The organism is Halarcobacter sp., from assembly GCF_963676935.1.
Taxonomy (GTDB): domain Bacteria; phylum Campylobacterota; class Campylobacteria; order Campylobacterales; family Arcobacteraceae; genus Halarcobacter.
On the sequence record NZ_OY781470.1, the window covers coordinates 2,822,450 to 2,841,283 of the forward strand.

Below are 18,834 nucleotides of genomic sequence, written 5' to 3' on the forward strand. Positions count from 1 at the left end.
AATATTTTAAAACTAAAAAATTATAATCTCTTCCTCTAAATCTATATTAAAACTTTTTTTTACTCTTTTTTTTGCTTCATTTATAAGATAAATAGCATCTTCATATTTCCCATTTCCCAAATTCACTAAGAAATTAGAATGTACATTACTAAATGCCATATCACCTTTTCTAAAACCTTTTAAACCAACCTCTTGAATCAATCTTCCAGCAAAATTCCCTTTAGGATTTTTAAAGCAACTCCCTGCACTAGGAACTTGTGGTTGATTATCTCTCATTTTATTAAACTCTTTTAACTTATCTTTGCAAAAACCATACTCTATATTAAATACAACTTCATAAACTATTGTATCAAGTTTTGTATCTCTATATGAATAATTTATATCCTCTTTTTTTACATATCCATCTTTAGTTTTTATTTTATTTATATAATTAAAGATTTCCCAAGTTTTTAATCCCGCATTCATTTTTACAAGTCCACCAAGATTTCCTGGAAGTTTTGCTATAAACTCTAAATTTGCAATATTATTCTTTCTTGCATAAGTTAGAAGTTTCCCTGAACTTGTAGCACATCCAACATATAGTTTATCATCTTCTTGTTTGATATAATCAAAGGCTTCACCTAAAATTGCAAACTTTGGAGGATTATTAGATATTAAAAGATTATTTGCACGACCTATTATTTGGTACTCACTATAATCACCTATCTCTTCAATCACTTTAACCTCAACCTTTGGTCCAATTTTTATTGAAGAGTATCTTGAAAAATCTATTTGCTTAAAACTCACTTTGCTCTTAATTCCTCATATTCACTAGGGATTAAAAAATCTTGTGCTTTTACAAGGCTTTCATAAAAACCATTTTGATAACCCAATTCATATAATTTATCTAAAGCCTTATATTGAACTTCACTAAGCATTACAGAATTATCATTAGCATAAAGGTCTAAATAGTTATCTAGTGTATTGGCATCTACTCTTATTAGACCTTTTTCTAAAAGCATAGGAGCTAATACTTTTCTATTTTTATTTGCTACATCAACTGCTTTTATTAAAGTATTTTCATAATCAATAGCACTATGTAAAGGAAGAGATCTTCTAATACACATTCCACCTAAAGGAAGAGGTAAATCTCCTCCACTAAGTTCAACCCAAATATCCCAAATCTCACGTTCTACTTCTAACTCTTCATCATAAGTTAAAATAGATTCATGGATTAATACACCTGCATCAATTTCACCATCTAATACAGCTTTTTCAATATCAAGAAAATTCATGTAAGTAATTCTAGCTTCTGGATAAGCTATTCTAAACAATAAAGCATTTGTTGTAAACTCACCACTAAGAGCTACTTTAAAATTTCTTTTTAATTTCTTATCTTTTTTCTTAATAAGTTTTGGACCATATCCCTCTCCAAAAGAGACTGCAGTTTTCAATAAAGCGTAATCTTCTTTTACAAAAGGATAAAGTGCAAATGAGATAGCACAAATATCATACTCACCTTTTAATGTAGCTTGGTTCAAAGTTTCAATATCATCTGCAATATTTTCAAATACTGCATCTTTTGGTGTAACCCATCCAAACTTAATTGCATAATACATAAAGATATCATCAGCATCAGGAGAGTGTGCAACACTAATAGTCTTCAAAATATATCCTTAAAATTTTTTGTACTTGGATTGTATCAAGAAGTGGATTACTTTTAGATTTAATTGTTTTACGAAATTTTAAATTTATAAATAAAAAATGTTTAGAAAAGTAATTCTAGAGTATATTTTTTAATAAAAGTCTTCAAATTGTAATTTTTTTATGTTAATATATGAATATTCATTTATTAATTGGAGCTTCTCATGAATATTACATTTATAGATTGTTCAGAACAGTACCATAGTGAGATAAATACAATAATTAATTATTTAGATCAATACTTTAATTCAATTAATATAGATACTAATATACTAACTATAAATCAATATAAAATTGCAAAATGTACTCAATGTAGATGCTGTACTCAAAAAAAGGGTGAAAACCCAATTAAATGTGTCATAAAAGATGAGATGAGTGATTTGATTGATAAGATAGAAAAATCTGATGCTTATGTTATCTTAGCAGATAGAAACTCCTTATTTGAAAGAAATAAAATACATGAGAAGTTTTCCGAAAGGTTAGTTGCATACTACTATTGGCCTTATGGTCAAGTTGAAGCTAAACCAAGAAGAGGATATTTTTCTAAAAACTCTATTCTTATAAATCTTAACACTACAAAATATTTTATGAATCATAGTTTTTATACTTCAAAACTATATATGGAACACACCTCAGCATCTATTGGGGCAAGAGTTATTGATTGGGTTGCATTAACACCAAAAGAGAATTTGTTAGAAAATTATGAGTCAAGATTAAAACAGATGGCTTATAGACTTATAGCCTCAATTAATCAAAAAGCTTCTTAACTCAGCTACTAGGAAAAAATCCTAGTAACCTGAGATTTGTACATAATATGAAATCACATTAAGTAGTGGTTCTACTAAAAAGATAGAAAGTATAGTTACAATAGCACAAAAACCAATAACTGTTTTAATTGGTCCTGTTGCATTAACCATACATTTTACACCATCTTCAACTGGCTCTTTTAAGAAGATATATACTATTGGTTTTAAATAATAGTATGCTGCTATTGCAGAGTTAATTGCCATAATAAGTGCAAGAATAATATATCCGGCATTTACAGCACTTCCTATTAAATACATTTTCCCCCAAAATAAAGAAAATGGAGGTACACCAGCTAAAGATAAGAAAAATAGTCCCATCATAGTAGCTGTAAATGGTGAAGTTTTAATAATTCCAGAATATTTTTCAAGGGAATGGTCACTTGCAAAGCTATAATCTTTGTTTCTATTTAACCATAACATTGTAAATCCACCAAGGTTTGTAATAAAGAACATAATCCAATATAAGAATAAAGCATTTGTAGCTTGTGTAGTTCCTATTAAAATTGCTCCCATTGCAAAACCTGCATTAGAAATAGATGAATAAGCTAACATTCTTTTTATATCTGTTTGAACTAAAGCTATAATATTTGGAATAGTCATAGTTAAAACTACCGTTGCATAAAGGATAATCTCTACAAACATATCTCCACTTGCAACAAAGATTTCAAAAAATCTTAAAGCTACAACAAAACCAGCTATTTTGGGAACAACAGATAAAAATCCTGCTAGAGAAGCAGTTGACCCTTCATAAACATCTGCAACCCAAGTATGATATGGTACCAATGAAAGTTTAAACCCAAGTGCACCTAGTAAGAAAACAACTCCAAGTAAGATTACAGGATAGTTTTCAAAATTTGATTCAGTTAAAACCTCAGAGATTTGTCCCAGTTCAACTGTACCTGTAACTGCATAAAATAACATAGACCCAAATGCAAAAAATGCCGTTGCTAATGCACCCATTGTAAAGTATTTAATTGCTGCTTCAATTGCATTTTTTCTATTATGCATTGCAATTAGTGTATATAAAGCCATTGATGCAGTTTCAAGTCCAACAAAAATAAGAATCAATGAATCTGAACTTACCATAAATTGGAAACCAGCTACAACAAATAAATATAAAGCAAAATATTCTGGATATCTATACTCTTGGAATCTTAATTTATTCATTGCAGTTAAAATAAATAAAATCGAAGCAAATACAATAATAGCCTGAGATAAAATTGCAATACCATCAACTAATAACAGATCAAAGAAACCTCTAACATTTCCTGAGTAACCAATTAATGTACCTAAGTCTACAAAAAGGAATAATACAGTTAACATCACATAAAGTGACTTATCAAGTTTTTTATTTACTAAATCAACACAAAGAATAACTAAAGCACCAACTATTGCCATAAGCATTGGTACAATTGTAGTAAAATTTAAACTAGCAAAATCAATTGCTACTGGTGGGATAACACTAGTCATTTTTCACCTCCCCAATGCTATTAGACTCTAAGAGTCTAGTCTTTGTTGTTTGATTTACTGCTTTTATTTGCATAATCTCTACAAGTTGAGAAACTGATTTATCAACAGGTTTTAATATAGGTTTTGGATAAACCCCTAAGATAATAACCAATGCAACTAATGGTACAAGTGCTGCAATCTCTCTACCTTTGATATCTTCAAGTTTTTTATTCTCTTCATTTGTAATTGGTCCAAAGAAAGATTTTTTGTACATCACAAGCATATAAACAGCTCCAAGGATAATTGTAAGTCCTGCGATAATTGTTAATACAGGAGATACTTTAAAAAATCCTAATAAAGATAAAAACTCCCCAACAAATCCAATTGTAAGTGGAAGACCAACAGATGCCATAAGCATAATTCCAAAGATTGTTGCATATTTTGGCATCACGCTAGCTAATCCACCAAACTCTTTTATCATCTTAGTATGACGTCTATCATAAATAACCCCAACTAACATGAACAGTGCTCCTGATACTACACCATGTGAAATCATTAAGAAGATTGAACCACCAATACCTTCAACATTTAGTGCAAAAATACCAAGTATAATAACACCCATATGAGATACTGATGAGTATGCAATTACTTGTTTCATATCCTCTTGTGCATAAGCAACCATTGCTGTGTAAACAATAGCAATTAAAGCTAAGATAGCCATTGGTATTGTAAAGTAAACTGAGGCATCAGGGAAAAGTGGAAGTGAAAATCTTACAAATCCATATGTACCCATTTTAAGCAATACAGCTGCAAGGATTACAGAACCTATTGTTGGTGCCTGACCGTGAGCATATGGAAGCCATGTATGGAATGGAAACATTGGAACTTTGATTGCAAAACCTGCAAAAAAGGCAATAAAAAGCCATAATTGCATATCGAAAGGCAATACAAGCATATTCCAATCCATAATACTAAAGCTCCAGTGTCCTGTTGTTTGGTAATAAACATATCCAAGATATAACATACCAACTAACATCACAAGTGAACCTAAGAATGTATATAAGAAAAATTTGATTGCCGCATAGATTCTAAGCTGACCACCCCAAGCTCCTATTATATAAAGCATAGGTACAAGTGATAATTCCCAGAATAAATAAAAGATAATTGCATCTAAAGCAACAAATACACCAACCATAGTCATCTCTAAAAATAAAATAGTGATAATCATATGTTTTAGGTTTCTTTTTTCAGTTAATCCAATTACAGCAATCATTGTCATAAATGTTGTCATAATAACCAAAAATAAAGAGATACCATCTATTCCTACTAAATAGTTAATTCCATAACTTTCAATTATAGGGATCATCTCAGTAAACTGCATATCTGCAATATTTGTATCAAAGTTTGACCATAATAAAACAGTTAATACAAACTCAATTGCAGTTACTAAAATCGCATACATTCTAATAGAATCATTTTTAACTAAAAATCCTATAAATGCTGCAAATGCTGGAAAAAATATTAAAATTGATAAAATATGTTCCATCTATCTAACCCCTTACTTCGCTATTCCAAGTGCTACTAAAAGTACCAGTAACACTGTTAAACCTAAAATCATCAATCTTAACGATGTTGATAAATTTCCACTTTGCATAATTCTAGTTTGCTCTCCACTTTTATAAACAACTTTTGCAATTGCATCAACAATTGCATCAACAATTTTAAGATCAACTTTTTTCCATGAGAATTTAGAAAGTGCTAAATAAGGTTTATTTATTACATTTTCTATTAGATGAGGCATAAAATATTGGTTTGCCAACACTTTATAACAAAGTCTATCTTTGAATTTCTCACTAAAATATGTACCATCTTTTTTGAATTTAAACACAGCAAATGCGATACCCCCAAGTGCTATACCTAGAGTTATTATAATTAAAATCCAAAGTGTTGAATCACTAACATGAACTTCTAATTCAGGTAGAAGTTTTGTTACCATCTCTATATATGAACCTTTAAAGATACCTGCAATAATTGCTAATATTGCAAGTGGTGTCATAGCAGCAATCACATATGATTGAGCTTCATGGGGATGATAACCTTTCTCTTTAAACTTCTCTTCACCATGGAATACATACATAATAAGTCTAAATGAATAAAATGCAGTTAAACCTGCTGTTATCCATAAAATTGCCCATAAAATATAAGAGTGGTGTCCAAAAGCAACCTCTAGGATTAAATCTTTTGAGAAGAAACCAGAGAATGGGAAAATTCCTGCAAGTGCTATTGAAGCAATTGTCATAATAATAGAAGTTCCCTTCATATGTTTATGAAGTCCACCCATATTTTTGATATTTATTTCATCATTTAGTGCATGCATAACATTACCAGCACCTAAGAATAGTACCGATTTAAAGAAAGCATGAGTTGCAAGGTGAAACAATGCTACCCAATATGCTCCAAGACCAGCAGCAACAAACATATATCCTAATTGAGATAGTGTTGAGAATGCAATAATCTTTTTAATATTTGTAGCAACTAATGCCATAGAAGCAGCTCCAATAGCAACAAAAGCACCAAGACAAGCAATAAAATATCCAACTTCAGGAACAGTTGTAAAGATTTCATTTGCACGGATTACTAAGTAAACCCCTGCTGTTACCATAGTTGCAGCGTGAATAAGTGCAGAAACTGGAGTTGGACCCTCCATTGCATTTGCAAGCCATTGATTAAAAGGAAATTGTGCTGATTTACCCATAGCTCCAATAAAAAGGAAAGCTGCTATTGCAATAACTAACCCTGTATCAAGAGTAGAGATATTTGCAAATACATCATCATATTGTAAACTTCCAAGATTCCAATAGATTAAGAATAATCCAACTAACATCCCAAGGTCAGCAACTCTGTTTGTTATAAACGCTTCATTAGCTGCATAACCTGGAGAGATTGAAGAAAATGGAGACAGTGTAGAAAATGGTGATTTATAGATATCTTTTGATAAAGCTTGATCCTCTTTATGATACCAAAAACCAATTAATCCCCATGAACATAATCCAACACCTTCCCATCCTATAAATAATCCAGCAAAGTTATCTGACATAACAAGAATCATCATTGAAAAAACGAAAGCTGAAAGCCAAGCAAAAAATCTATTAAATGATTTATCATGATCCATATATCCAATTGAATGGATATGTACCATCGTTGATACAATAGTTACAACAACCATCATCACAACACTTACTTGGTCAACTACAAACCCAAATGGGATATCTAAACTTCCAATTGATATCCAATCTATTAGTTTTACATGAACAATAGATTCTGTTGTAAAAATATATTGTAAAAGTATTAATGAAGATACCATAGATACAGCTAATAATAGAGAAGTTATGATTCCTGTAAATAACATCTTAGGTCTCATTGAAAAACAACTAGCTATTAAAGAACCTAAAAGTGGGGCAAAAAGTGCTATATATAAATATTTTTCCATTATTACCCCTTCATACTTTGAATAGTATCAAGATCAATTGATCCTCTTTTCTTGTACCAAAGGATTAATAAACCTAATCCAATAGCAACCTCACTTGCTGCAATTGCTATAATAAAAAATGCAAACATTTGCCCTGTTAAATCTCCATGAAACTTTGAAATAGCAGCTAAACCAACATTTACAGCATTTAACATAATCTCAGTTGAGAAGAAAAGCATAAGTAAGTTTTTTCTTCTAATTACACCAACAGTTCCTATTAAAAATAAAACTGAAGATAAAATCAAATATGCGTTTAAACTCATTTGCTATCCTTTTCTGCTTCTTGGGACTCTAATATATCAATCTCTTCTTCACTTAATTCAGAGTATGAAGTATCCATCTTTTTCCCTGCTAAAATAATACCACCAATCATTGCAACCAACAACATAACAGCTGCAACCTCAAATGGAATTAAATATTTTGTAAATAAAACTACCCCAACATCTTGTGAATTACCCCATTCAGGATGAACTGGATACTGAGCTTCTACATTTGATGTAACGATTGGAGCAACAAAAATAAGTACTATAATTAAAGCAGATACTCCACTTAATAAAAATACCAATTTTGGATTATTTACTTTCTCTTTTACAACAGATAAAGCATCAAAAAACATCATACCAAAGGCATAAAGTGCCATTACAGCACCTGTATAAACTACAATTTGTACAGCCCCTAGAAAATCAGCATCAAGCAAGAAGAAGAAAGCTGAAATAAAAATCATCCCTGCAGCCAAAGAACTTAGGGCATATAGTGAATTATTTGTAAAAACTGTTATGGAGAACATAACAATTGTTAAAATTGAAAATAGATAAAAAGCTACTATTTCAAACATCTCCCCTCCTTAATATGATAATGGAGTTTTCTTGATTTTTTCATCTGCATCAGGAGATACAGCACCAAAACCAGGATACTCTTTTTGTTGTTTTAATTTATCAAGAGGAGTAAGTAAATCCTCTTTAATAACAAAGTGTGCTCTTTGTTCACTTGCATTTTCATATCTTCCACCATGAACAATTGCAAGCTCTGGACAAACCTCAGCACAATATCCACAAAAGATACAACGACCAAGATTAATTGAATACTCTAAAACCTCTTTTCTAGAGTTTTCATCAATTTTAGTATCCATTCTAATACAATCAGCAATACAGATTTTTTCACACAAACCACAACCAATACATCTGTTTTCACCCGATTCTAATAATGCAAGAAGTTTATGAACTGCTCTATATCTTGGACCAATAGGCAGTTTTTCTGCTGGATATTGAACAGTATGCATTTCACCTTTAAATAAAGCTCCTGTCATCATATTCCAAACAATTTTTAGCCCCACAAAAAGTTCACCTTTTACAGACCTCTTTGCAACTTGTTTAAATTGTTCCCAAGAAGTTTGTGGATATTCCTCTTCTAAAACATTAACATAGTCACCCATGCTAATATTTCTATCTTTTAGTTTTTCTAATCCCATCTTAACTCCTAAAACATCATCACAAAACCAGTAATCAAGATATTAATTACTGCTAATGGCATTAAAATTTTCCAACATAACCACATCAATTGATCAGGTCTAATATGTGGCCAAGCTGCTCTTGTCCATAAAAAGAAAAATACTAAGAACATAACTTTAAGGATAATTGCAAGTCCTCCAGGGATAAACCATAAATCATTGTATCCACCAAGGAAGATTAAAGATACTAAGAAACAAATAGTAAATAGGTTTGCATATTCTCCAATAAAGAACATACCCCATCTCATACCTGAATACTCAGTTGCATACCCTGCAACAATCTCAGCTTCATGCTCAAGTAAATCAAATGGAGTTCTGTTTGTTTCAGCAAACCCAGCAATCACAAAAAGAACAAAAGCTAATGGTTGAGACCAAACTAACCAATGGGTAAATCCACCTGCTTGATACTCATTTATATCAATTAAAGATAATGAACCAACAAGCATAAGAGGAGCAAGTAAAGCAAGTCCAGATACAACCTCATATGAAAGAAGTTGAATAGCTGTTCTAGCTCCACCTAAAAGTGACCATTTATTTGCACTACTCATACCACCTAAAAGTGGTCCATAAAGTCCAACTGAAGCAACACCCATTACAAATAAAACCCCAACATTTACATCTGAAATAATAGGTCTTACTGTATAACCAAATAATTCAAACTCAGGGAAGAAAGGAACGGCTGTCATTGCTATAAAAGCAGTGGCTGCTGTAATAATAGGTGCAATCATAAATACAGGTTTAGCTGCATTTTGTGGGATAAAATCCTCTTTTGTAAATAATTTTATACCATCTGCTGCTAACTGTAAAACCCCATGAGGTCCTACATTCATAGGTCCAAGTCTTCTTTGCATAAATGCAAGTACTTTTCTTTCGATATAAGTAGTAAATCCAGCTAATGCTGAGAAAACTGCTAATACAACTACAGCTTTTATAATAGTCTCAATAATAAATCCTGTTTCCATTATTACGCCTTTTTAATCACAGCTTTTGAAAATCTATATCCATCAAAAAGTTCTTTTGTATCTAAATCCTTTTGGAATGTTGATACATATGCAATCTCTCCAGATATTTGATCATCACAATATACATTTAGTTCAAGTTCAGTTCCATTTGAACTAACTTTTACTTTATCACCTTTTTCAAGTTCAAGTTTTTCAAATAATTCTTCTGAAACAAAAACACCTGACTGTAAATCTTTTGCAAACTCATGAGCAATAGCTGTGAATTCATTGAATTGATTAATTGGATTTGCTCTATAAATAAGAGTTTCATTTTCTAATAATGTTAATGTAGAACTTAAAGCCTCATCAACTTGTGTAACAGAAAGTTCATTTAATCCCTCTTCTAAAGTTTTTGGTACAACTATCTCTTGAGGTACTAAGTCATATCCCCTAAACTCAACTCTATCATTTCCAAAATAGTTAGGAAGTTTATCAAACTCAACTGCTTTGAAACCAGCTTTTTCTGGAAGTTCAACTGTATATTCTATTGTATACTCTACATCATCTTCTAATACTTTATTTGCAATATCATTTAAAACATATCCTTTATAATCTATTGCAACATTTGTAGGGATTACTTTTTTATCAATATTTGTGAAAGTTCCTTCTTGTTGGTTAAGTGCTGGCATATCTAAATCACCATCACCTAAAGCACTTAATTGGAAATCTGCCTTTTCGTTATAACCTACTGTAGATCCTGAAACAGTATCACTTAAATCACAAATTAAACTAACACCTAAAGTATTAGTCTGAGAAGGTATTATTACAATACTGAAATCTGTATGTTTATCGATTAATCCACATAATTTTGCTAAATTTTCACTTTTTGGATGAGTATATAAATCTTCCCCTACTATTAAAGAGTAAGTATCTTTTTTTGCAAGTAGTGTTTCTAAAGTATCAAGGAATTTTTCATCTAATCCTAGATTGTCAAGTAGTTTTGTATATTCAAACTCAACTTCTTTATTAACTTTTTTACTTACTACTTTTTTCTTCTCAGTCTCTTCACCTGTTTCTTCATCTTTTATAACTTCAACTACAGTCTCTTTTACTGTTTCAACTATAGTTTTAGTTCTTGTCTCTTTTTGAGAGTCAATGAAAGCTTGAATATCTTGAGGTAAGTCTTTTCCAAATTTGTCTAAGATTAGATATAAAACTGATTCTTCTGATAAAGGATTGTATTGAACAAACTCAGTTGTTTTTCCTCTTTTACCAATTTTTTCCATAACCTTATCAGAGATTGGATGGAAATATAAAGCTGCACCTTTATTTATAACAACAGAGTTATTTAGTGCATATCTAGCATTTGGTAAATCTGTTTTTAAATATGACCCAACAGAGATTACAAAATTTGAATCGTGTACATCTTTTAAAGTTGATGAATATAAAGTTGTACCAGAAGTAGAACTATATGCACTTAAGAATCTTTTATAATTGTATGCATCTTTATTTACAAGTTTTGCTCCAGTTTTGTTTGCAATTTTTTGTAAAATAAATGCTTCTTCATTTGTAATATAAGAGTTAAAAACAATTGAATCTGCTTTTTTAAATGCTTCAACAGCTTTTGCAAAGCTTTCTTCATCTTTGCCTTGAACTTTATTTTCAAAGTCATAACCAAATCTAGCAGCTCCATTTAAAGTTGAGTAGTGATGTTCATTTGTAACTCTATAGATTTTAGGTTCAGCATTTTCTATTGATTCATGTTTAGTTTCATAATACATAAATGCACAATCTGATGAATGTGGATTTGCTGCTGGTATTTTATTTAATTCCCAAGCATTTGATTTATATTGAAAGTCAGAAGAAACTAATGCACCAACAGGACAAACAGAGATACATTCACCACAATCTGTACATGAATCTTCATCAAATCCAATAAGTGATTTATTAAGTTTATTCCACATAGAATAAGCATCTTTTGGCATAGTATCTTTAAATGTTTTTTCAATAGCATCAGCACCACGTTTAACTGTACTTAAGGCATTTGATCCAATCATATCTTTACATACAGTCACACATTTTTCACAAACAATACATAAACCTGGGTCATATTTCATAACTCCCCAGTTTGCAGCTGGTCTTGGAACATCTTTTATAGTATAACTTTGAGAATCAACTTTCATATATAAAGAATAATTTTGTAATTCACACTCTCCACTTTGATCACAAACTCCACATTGTAATGGGTGATTTACATCATATACTTCCATTATTGCACGTCTTTCTTTTGCAATATTAGGAGTATCAGTAGTGATATTCATACCCTCTTTTATTTTTGTATTACAAGAGTAAACTTGTTTACCATCAGCTTCTACCAAGCAAAGTCTACATGCTAATGTAGGTGAACATCTTGTTAGATAACAAACAGCAGGAACAAATATATCATTTGCACGAGCAACATTTAATATATATTCTCCCTCTTTTCCTTGAACACTCTTACCATTTATCGTTAATGTTATTAAATCACTCATTATGCATCAACCTTTTCAATCTTTACTTGTTTGTAACGATACCCTTTAGATAAACTAGTTTTATCTCCATATGACATAGGACATAAAGCTACAGTACCAAATAAATTTTTATCTATTTTAAATTCTCTTTGAAACTTCTCTTCAGCACAATTAATATAGATTTTATCATGATTAGAGATTTTTGCAATTTTTGCAAAAGATTCACTTCCAATTAAAGTTGAGATATCATCCTCTTCATAAACTCTATAAATTATTGTTCCATTATAAGAGTGTAACTCTTCAACCTCTTCTAGATTTTCATCCGTTACTTCATTTAATATGGCATTATATTCAGGGTCTAAAGCCACAATATTTAAATCACTAAATTTTCTTATAACTGAAAGAATTTTTGTAATATTTTCTACTCTTTCATGTGAAAATACATCTCTTCCAATAATCATTGTTTTTTGTTTTTTGTTTTCTGCTTTTGCTAAAGCCTCTTCAAACTCTTCTTCACCAGCTGAACTTTCAGCAGAAATATAACCTATATCTAAATCATTTATATAAGCTTGAACTTTTTCATCTGATTGTTTTACAAAAGTATCTAATAGTAAAGAGGTAATACCCTCTTCACTTCCAACTTCATATTTTATAAATTGGGTGTAATATACTTTTAAATCAATATTGTCAATAGGATGCAAATATATAAACTCTGCATTGTTTTTAGCAATAGCTTCTATAATTGATTCTTGAATCTCTACATTATCTCTCGCTAAGAAAGATCCAAATGTGATAATATAATCACTTTTTGCAATAATTTCTTTAATACCCATTTCTACTCTTCATCGTCATCATCATTTTCAACTTGTTCAGCTTTTTTTGCTTCAAGAGCTGCTTTTTCTTCTGCCTCTTTTCTCTTTTTTTCAATAAGCTCTACATCTTTTTCTTTTTTTACAACTATAGTCCAATCAACCTCATTGAACTTAAGAGAATTCATAAGTGTATAGCCAGCTTCAAGAACTACATCTGCACTTTTTTGAACACCACTAAAATCTCCTATCTCAAAAAGAAAAATTGCATTTTCACCAGAACTAACCTCTTTATCCATAAGTTCTAACATTCTGTCATAGAAGTTATCTTTTAAAGGTCTTAAATCAAATCTTTTCATAACTTCTCCTTATCTATCAATTTCACCAAATACTACATTTAAACTACCAATCATAGTTACAACGTCAGCTAACTGATGACCTGGCATTAAATCTTCAAATATACCTGTATGCCAAAATGATGGTGCTCTTAGTTTCATTTTATAAGCATATGGAGTTCCGTCACTTACTATCATATATCCTAATTCACCTTTTGGTGATTCAGTTGCTACATATACTTCACCTTTTGGTGGTCTCATCCCTTGTGTTACAAGAACAAAATGTTGCATTAAAGAGTAGTTTTGAGTCATAATATCCTCTTTAGGAGCAGAGATATATTCAGGAGCATGTGCCATTAGTTGACATTCACTCTCTTTATACATAGGTATAAGTTGTCTTAAAATTTTTGCAGATTCTCTCATCTCTTGCATATAACAAAGATATCTTCCATAACTATCACATTTATCTGAAATAGGAACATCAAACTCCAATTCTGGATATAATCCATAAGGCATCTCACGTCTCAAATCCCATTTAATACCTGAACCTCTAAGAGCAATCCCCGAACAAGCCCAAGATTTTGCAAGTTCTGGAGAGATAACACCCACATTTTCAAGTCTCATTTTCCAGATTCTATTTTCTGTTAAAAGCCCTTCATATTTATCAACTTCTACATCTAAAATCTTTAAGAATTTTTCTAAATTATCACACCAATCTTCTGGTAAATCTAAAGGAACTCCACCAATTCTAACTGCACTATGAGTAAGTCTTGCTCCACAATAATCCTCTATAAGGTCCATTGCAAATTCTCTTTCTCTAAAGGTATAAAGGAAAACTGACATTGCCCCAACATCTAAAGCGTGTGTTGCAAGCCAAAAAAGGTGAGAGGTGATTCTATTTAATTCTAAAAGCATAGTTCTAATAACTTCTGCACGTCTTGGTACTTCTATTCCTAAAAGTTTTTCTACAGCTAAAGCATAACCATAATTATTTGAAGTTGATGCTATATAATCCATTCTATCTGTTGTTGGTAAGAATTCATTATAAATCATATTCTCACCCATTTTCTCCATACCTCTATGAAGATAACCAACACCTGGTCTAGCTTTTACTATCTCTTCCCCTTGAAGTTCTAGCATAAGTCTCATTTGTCCGTGAGAAGATGGATGCTGAGGACCAAAGTTGATCATCATCGTATTATCTTCTCTCTCAAAATTTATATTTTCAAAGAAAGGTTTTAATCTATTTGGTGTTTGTTTCATAATCTATCTTCTCTCTTCTAATGTAACGCTATCATCTTCATGAAGTTTTTTAATAATTCTAACTCCACCTTCTTCTTGGTAACCAAGTGGTGTGTGTTCTGGTTCTTTCCCATCTGTAATATCAGTACCATATGGAACTTCATGACCTAATCTTGAGAATCTCTCAGTATCATATCTATCTACATTTGCTCCATCTCTTATTTCAGGACCAATCTCTTCTCTAGCTTCTTTTCCAAAGATTTTATCAACTTCATACCACTGCGCAGTTTCATCACCATGTAATGGATAAGTTTTTCTTAGTGGATAATCATACCAATCATCAGGCATAAGGATTCTTTTCATGTTTGGATGATTTACAACTTTTACACCATACATGTCATACATCTCTCTTTCTGCCCAGTTTGCCATTTTAAATACAGAATATACAGATTCAATAGGTTGTTTTTGTCTAATGAAAGTTTTAACTCTCATTCTTTTTCTTTTTGTTAAAGAAAGCATCTCATAAAAAATCTCAAAACCACCTCTTTGGGCAATATAATCAATAGCTGACATCTCCATTAACATCTCATATTCAAGCTCTTCTTTCAAAAATGTCAAGACATCTACATTGTCTTCATTTTTGATATATATAACCAATTCATCAATCTCAATATATGACTCTGATATTTCAAACTTATTAGTTAAAGCCTCTATATCTTTAGAATATATTTCATCTTCACTAGCTTCTTTTTTTGGAGTTTGAGGAGCTACATAAAATCTGTCACTAAAATATGATTTGTTTTGGACATCATTTTTAGGTGTATATTTTCTCATTACACTAACCTCTTTTTCTTTATACTTCTAAAAATTGTTTCTCTTCTTATTTTCTTTTGTAGCATCATAAGAGCATATTGTAGAGTTTCAGGTCTTGGTGCACACCCTGGAAGATAAATATCTACAGGGATAACTCTATCAACACCTTGTACTGTTGCGTAAGTATTAAACATCCCACCAGTATTTGCACAAGACCCCATAGAAATAACCCATTTAGGATCTGGCATTTGATCATATAATCTTCTCATAAACTCTGCATGTTTTTTTGTAAGTGTTCCTGCAACGATAATACAATCTGATTGTCTAGGGCTGGCTCTAAAAATAGTACCAAATCTATCAAAATCATATCTTGATGCCCCTGTTGCCATCATCTCAATAGCACAACAGGCTAATCCATATGTCATAGGCCATACAGAATTTGACCTACCCCAGTTTACAAGTTTGTCAACTGTAGTAAGAGCAATTGGTGCTCCACCATCTTGTAAATAATTTACTTTATGCTGTGCCATTCAAGTGCTCCTTTTTTCCAAGCATAGATAAATCCAATAGTAAGTAATAGAATGAAAAGTATCATTTCAACAAATCCAAACCATCCTAAAACTTTAAAATCAATCGCCCATGGAAACATAAATATAATCTCAATATCAAAAAGAATAAACAAAAGAGCCATTAAATAAAATTGTACAGAGATACTACTTGGCTGTTTTGTAACTTCTGGTCCACATTCATAAAGTGTAGACTTTAATTTTTCTGTATCAAGTCTAGCTAATTTTCGGCTTACAAATCTAGCTAAAAAAACCGTTGCTATAAAGGCACCGAATGTTAATAAAAACATGAAAAATGCACCAAAATACGGATGTGTAAACTCCATATGTGTCATCTTTAATCCTTCTTAAATTTTCTCATTAATGTTAGATAATATCCAATCTCTTATAAAGCTCATCTTATAAGAGTAGGTTATCTACTTACTATTTTTTTTATTTATAACTAAAAGTATCAAATAAAAAAAATTATTAAGTAAATATTAACTTTTCTAATATATTTAACTAAAGAACCCAACTTTAGCCTCAGAATCAAAATTACCTTTTTTCTCTTTATCAATTTGTTCTTCAAAAGATTTAACGGTAAAAAGAGGTTCCTCTTCAACTGCAATTTTAAATGCAGTATTTTTAATAACCATCTCTATTTGACCACCAGTCAACTCATGCTTAGCAAGTTTTTGAATATCAAACCCCTCTTCCAATGGAAGATTTTCAGGTAGTAACTTTTCCCATAATTGAACTCTTTGTTGCAAATTTGGTTTTTTAAATTCAATTTTGTAATTGAACCTTCTAGAAAAGGCTTTGTCAAGTGATTCTAAAAGGTTTGTCGTTGCAATAAGTATTCCGTCAAATCTTTCAATTTGCTCTAAAAATATATTTTGCATCTGATTATGCATCTTTTCACTACCACTTGCACTTGTAGTTGTTCTTGCACTTAAAAACTGATCTGCTTCATTTAAAAGTAAAATTGGTTCTGATTTACTTTTATCTCTCAAATCATAATATTTATCAAAAATTGCTCTAACATTTTTTTCACTTTCACCAACATACATTGATAAGATCTTTGAACAATCAAAACTCAATATTTGCTTTTTTAAAGACTTTGCAAAAGCTAAAGCAGTTAAGGTTTTACCTGTTCCTGCAAATCCATAAAAGATAATTCTAGCTTCAATTCCTCTTTTTCTATCTTTTAGTCCCCACTCTTTTAATCTATTAAATACATCTTTATCCATTTGTTTTAATAAAGAGTTCAAAATCTCTCTTGTTTTATCATTTAGGACAACATCATCTAAAGACTTACTTGTTGTAACCAACTCAAACATATCTTGGTCTTTTATCAAACTATCTAATTTTACTTTTCTGTTTGATGTTTTCTTTTTTGTAGGGTGTGATATTTTATAAAGAACATCATCTGGAATATAAAAATTTCTGTTTATTCCCCCAAAAGGAGTTAAAACCTCATCATAATCAACTAAACCATTTGAAACTAATGTTGAGCCCTCTTCTAGTAAACTTCTAAATTTGATTTTTTCATAATCATCACTTGAGATTAATTCAATCAAAGAGTTCATATCTCTAATTGTTCCATCTCCCCCAGAATACTCCTCTTTTAAAAGAGCTAAGAACAACATCTGTTCTTGTTCATTTAAACTGTTTGATTTAAAAAAATCTTCAAGTAAAATTTCACTATTTGTCTCTTTTACTCTGTCTTTTATTCTATTTTCTAAAAGTGTTAATTTTGTTCTTAATCTATTTATATTTGGTGAATTTTCATCAAAGTTTCTTTTTACTAAATTTAACTGTTGTGCTAAATCTATTTTAAAAAACTGATCTTGTAAATACTCCAAATGGTCAGCATAACTTTTTATTTCAGGAAGAACAAACTCCAAAGAACCTTTTTCCAAAAACTTTAAATATGCAGGAGATAAAGTAACTGCTGAGTTTAAAAGCTCTAGTTGAGACATATCACTTAATTTTAGATGTTCAAAACTATTTTGTACTAGCCATCCTAAGCCTAATAATGATTTTATCTCATGGATATGATTTAAGTGTTCATAGCTTTTCACATCATAAAACTCTGCTAATATATCAATCACAATAAGAGTATCTCTACCTGTAATATACTCTTTTGTGATATATTGTAAAATTTTTGCTTCCTCTTTTGAACACTTTAGATGTTTGAAAAAGTTTGTTTTTTCAACATTATGGGCTTTTATGTAATCTATAATCTCATTCATTTATCTAACTGATCCTTTAAATTTTTATAAAAATTTTCTTTATTTTGTTTGTCTTTAAATTCAATCTCATAATCATCATTTATAATAATTGTTAGAGTTTTATCATCCAACTTTTTTATATTTTTTAGTTTTATTCTTTTCTTATCTTCTTTAATATCTACCTCAAAACTATTAGGTATTTCAACTAATTCATCACCACAAATAGCTTTGTAAGTACCTTTTGAATAGGTTATATTTTTACAATTTTTATCTTTAAAATACTTTTCTATTTTTTCTAAATTAGAATTATCCATCATATTTAAAACAATAACTATTGTAGCCACAATTCCTACTAAAACTAAAAAAATCATTTAATACTCCCAATATAACTATTAATATCTTACTACAATTATGTTAAAGGTAATCTATTA

19 protein-coding genes are annotated in these 18,834 nt (G+C 30.5%); 1 reads left to right on the forward strand and 18 read right to left on the reverse strand.

What is annotated here, in order from left to right:
- Window positions 1-12: 12 nt before the first annotated feature.
- Together ACKU4C_RS13730 and ACKU4C_RS13735 are read right to left on the reverse strand one after the other, a co-directional pair.
- Window positions 13-786, reverse strand: coding sequence for a UDP-N-acetylmuramate dehydrogenase (locus ACKU4C_RS13730; protein ID WP_321312925.1), 774 nt, complete (start codon window positions 784-786; stop codon window positions 13-15).
- Window positions 783-1,649, reverse strand: coding sequence for an MqnA/MqnD/SBP family protein (locus tag ACKU4C_RS13735; protein WP_321315886.1), 867 nt, complete (start codon window positions 1,647-1,649; stop codon window positions 783-785). Before ACKU4C_RS13735 ends, ACKU4C_RS13730 begins: the two co-directional genes overlap by 4 nt.
- 198 nt (window positions 1,650-1,847) lie before the next feature.
- Here ACKU4C_RS13735 and ACKU4C_RS13740 point away from each other — a divergent pair, with 198 nt between their 5' ends.
- Window positions 1,848-2,450 (forward strand): NAD(P)H-dependent oxidoreductase, encoded by a 603-nt coding sequence (locus ACKU4C_RS13740; protein ID WP_321312926.1) that lies wholly within the window; start codon window positions 1,848-1,850, stop codon window positions 2,448-2,450.
- 21 nt (window positions 2,451-2,471) lie between these two features.
- Here the strand turns inward: ACKU4C_RS13740 and nuoN are convergent, their stop codons facing one another.
- From nuoN to ACKU4C_RS13820, 16 genes are all read right to left on the reverse strand, one after another.
- Window positions 2,472-3,959, reverse strand: a complete 1,488-nt coding sequence (nuoN, locus tag ACKU4C_RS13745; RefSeq protein WP_321312928.1) for an NADH-quinone oxidoreductase subunit NuoN — start codon at window positions 3,957-3,959, stop codon at window positions 2,472-2,474.
- Window positions 3,952-5,484 carry an NADH-quinone oxidoreductase subunit M gene (locus ACKU4C_RS13750; protein WP_321312931.1) on the reverse strand — a complete coding sequence of 511 codons (1,533 nt, stop codon included), beginning with the start codon at window positions 5,482-5,484 and terminating at the stop codon, window positions 3,952-3,954. Before ACKU4C_RS13750 ends, nuoN begins: the two co-directional genes overlap by 8 nt.
- Window positions 5,485-5,496: 12 nt before the next feature.
- A complete protein-coding gene (gene nuoL, locus ACKU4C_RS13755) occupies window positions 5,497-7,428 on the reverse strand; it encodes an NADH-quinone oxidoreductase subunit L (protein WP_321312932.1) in 1,932 nt (643 codons plus the stop codon).
- Window positions 7,429-7,430: 2 nt separating this feature from the next.
- On the reverse strand, window positions 7,431-7,730 hold the full coding sequence (gene nuoK / locus ACKU4C_RS13760; protein WP_320035375.1) for an NADH-quinone oxidoreductase subunit NuoK: 300 nt from the start codon (window positions 7,728-7,730) through the stop codon (window positions 7,431-7,433).
- Window positions 7,727-8,302, reverse strand: a complete 576-nt coding sequence (locus tag ACKU4C_RS13765; protein WP_321312935.1) for an NADH-quinone oxidoreductase subunit J — start codon at window positions 8,300-8,302, stop codon at window positions 7,727-7,729. The genes nuoK and ACKU4C_RS13765 overlap by 4 nt, the downstream gene beginning before the upstream one ends.
- A gap of 9 nt (window positions 8,303-8,311) precedes the next feature.
- A complete protein-coding gene (gene nuoI, locus ACKU4C_RS13770; protein WP_321312937.1) occupies window positions 8,312-8,935 on the reverse strand; it encodes an NADH-quinone oxidoreductase subunit NuoI in 624 nt (207 codons plus the stop codon).
- Window positions 8,936-8,943: 8 nt separating this feature from the next.
- Complete coding sequence (gene nuoH, locus ACKU4C_RS13775) at window positions 8,944-9,936, reverse strand: NADH-quinone oxidoreductase subunit NuoH (RefSeq protein ID WP_321312939.1); 993 nt, start codon at window positions 9,934-9,936, stop codon at window positions 8,944-8,946.
- A gap of 2 nt (window positions 9,937-9,938) precedes the next feature.
- Window positions 9,939-12,446, reverse strand: coding sequence for an NADH-quinone oxidoreductase subunit G (locus tag ACKU4C_RS13780; protein ID WP_321312941.1), 2,508 nt, complete (start codon window positions 12,444-12,446; stop codon window positions 9,939-9,941).
- Window positions 12,446-13,258 (reverse strand): hypothetical protein, encoded by an 813-nt coding sequence (locus ACKU4C_RS13785; protein WP_321312943.1) that lies wholly within the window; start codon window positions 13,256-13,258, stop codon window positions 12,446-12,448. The genes ACKU4C_RS13780 and ACKU4C_RS13785 overlap by 1 nt, the downstream gene beginning before the upstream one ends.
- Window positions 13,259-13,260: 2 nt before the next feature.
- Window positions 13,261-13,593 (reverse strand): NADH-ubiquinone oxidoreductase subunit E family protein, encoded by a 333-nt coding sequence (locus ACKU4C_RS13790; RefSeq protein ID WP_321312945.1) that lies wholly within the window; start codon window positions 13,591-13,593, stop codon window positions 13,261-13,263.
- A 9-nt stretch (window positions 13,594-13,602) separates the two neighbouring features.
- Window positions 13,603-14,832, reverse strand: coding sequence for an NADH dehydrogenase (quinone) subunit D (nuoD, locus tag ACKU4C_RS13795; RefSeq protein WP_321312947.1), 1,230 nt, complete (start codon window positions 14,830-14,832; stop codon window positions 13,603-13,605).
- Window positions 14,833-14,835: 3 nt separating this feature from the next.
- Window positions 14,836-15,645: an NADH-quinone oxidoreductase subunit C gene (locus ACKU4C_RS13800; RefSeq protein WP_321312951.1), complete on the reverse strand. Its 810-nt coding sequence runs from the start codon at window positions 15,643-15,645 to the stop codon at window positions 14,836-14,838.
- On the reverse strand, window positions 15,645-16,154 hold the full coding sequence (locus ACKU4C_RS13805; protein WP_321312953.1) for an NADH-quinone oxidoreductase subunit B family protein: 510 nt from the start codon (window positions 16,152-16,154) through the stop codon (window positions 15,645-15,647). The genes ACKU4C_RS13800 and ACKU4C_RS13805 overlap by 1 nt, the downstream gene beginning before the upstream one ends.
- Complete coding sequence (locus tag ACKU4C_RS13810) at window positions 16,136-16,525, reverse strand: NAD(P)H-quinone oxidoreductase subunit 3 (protein ID WP_321312955.1); 390 nt, start codon at window positions 16,523-16,525, stop codon at window positions 16,136-16,138. The genes ACKU4C_RS13805 and ACKU4C_RS13810 overlap by 19 nt, the downstream gene beginning before the upstream one ends.
- Before the next feature lie 162 nt (window positions 16,526-16,687).
- Window positions 16,688-18,424, reverse strand: a complete 1,737-nt coding sequence (locus ACKU4C_RS13815; RefSeq protein WP_321312957.1) for an ATP-binding protein — start codon at window positions 18,422-18,424, stop codon at window positions 16,688-16,690.
- The gene (locus tag ACKU4C_RS13820; RefSeq protein ID WP_321312959.1) at window positions 18,421-18,774 is read right to left on the reverse strand and encodes a hypothetical protein; all 354 of its coding nucleotides are present in this window, start codon (window positions 18,772-18,774) and stop codon (window positions 18,421-18,423) included. The genes ACKU4C_RS13815 and ACKU4C_RS13820 overlap by 4 nt, the downstream gene beginning before the upstream one ends.
- Window positions 18,775-18,834 lie beyond the last annotated feature (60 nt).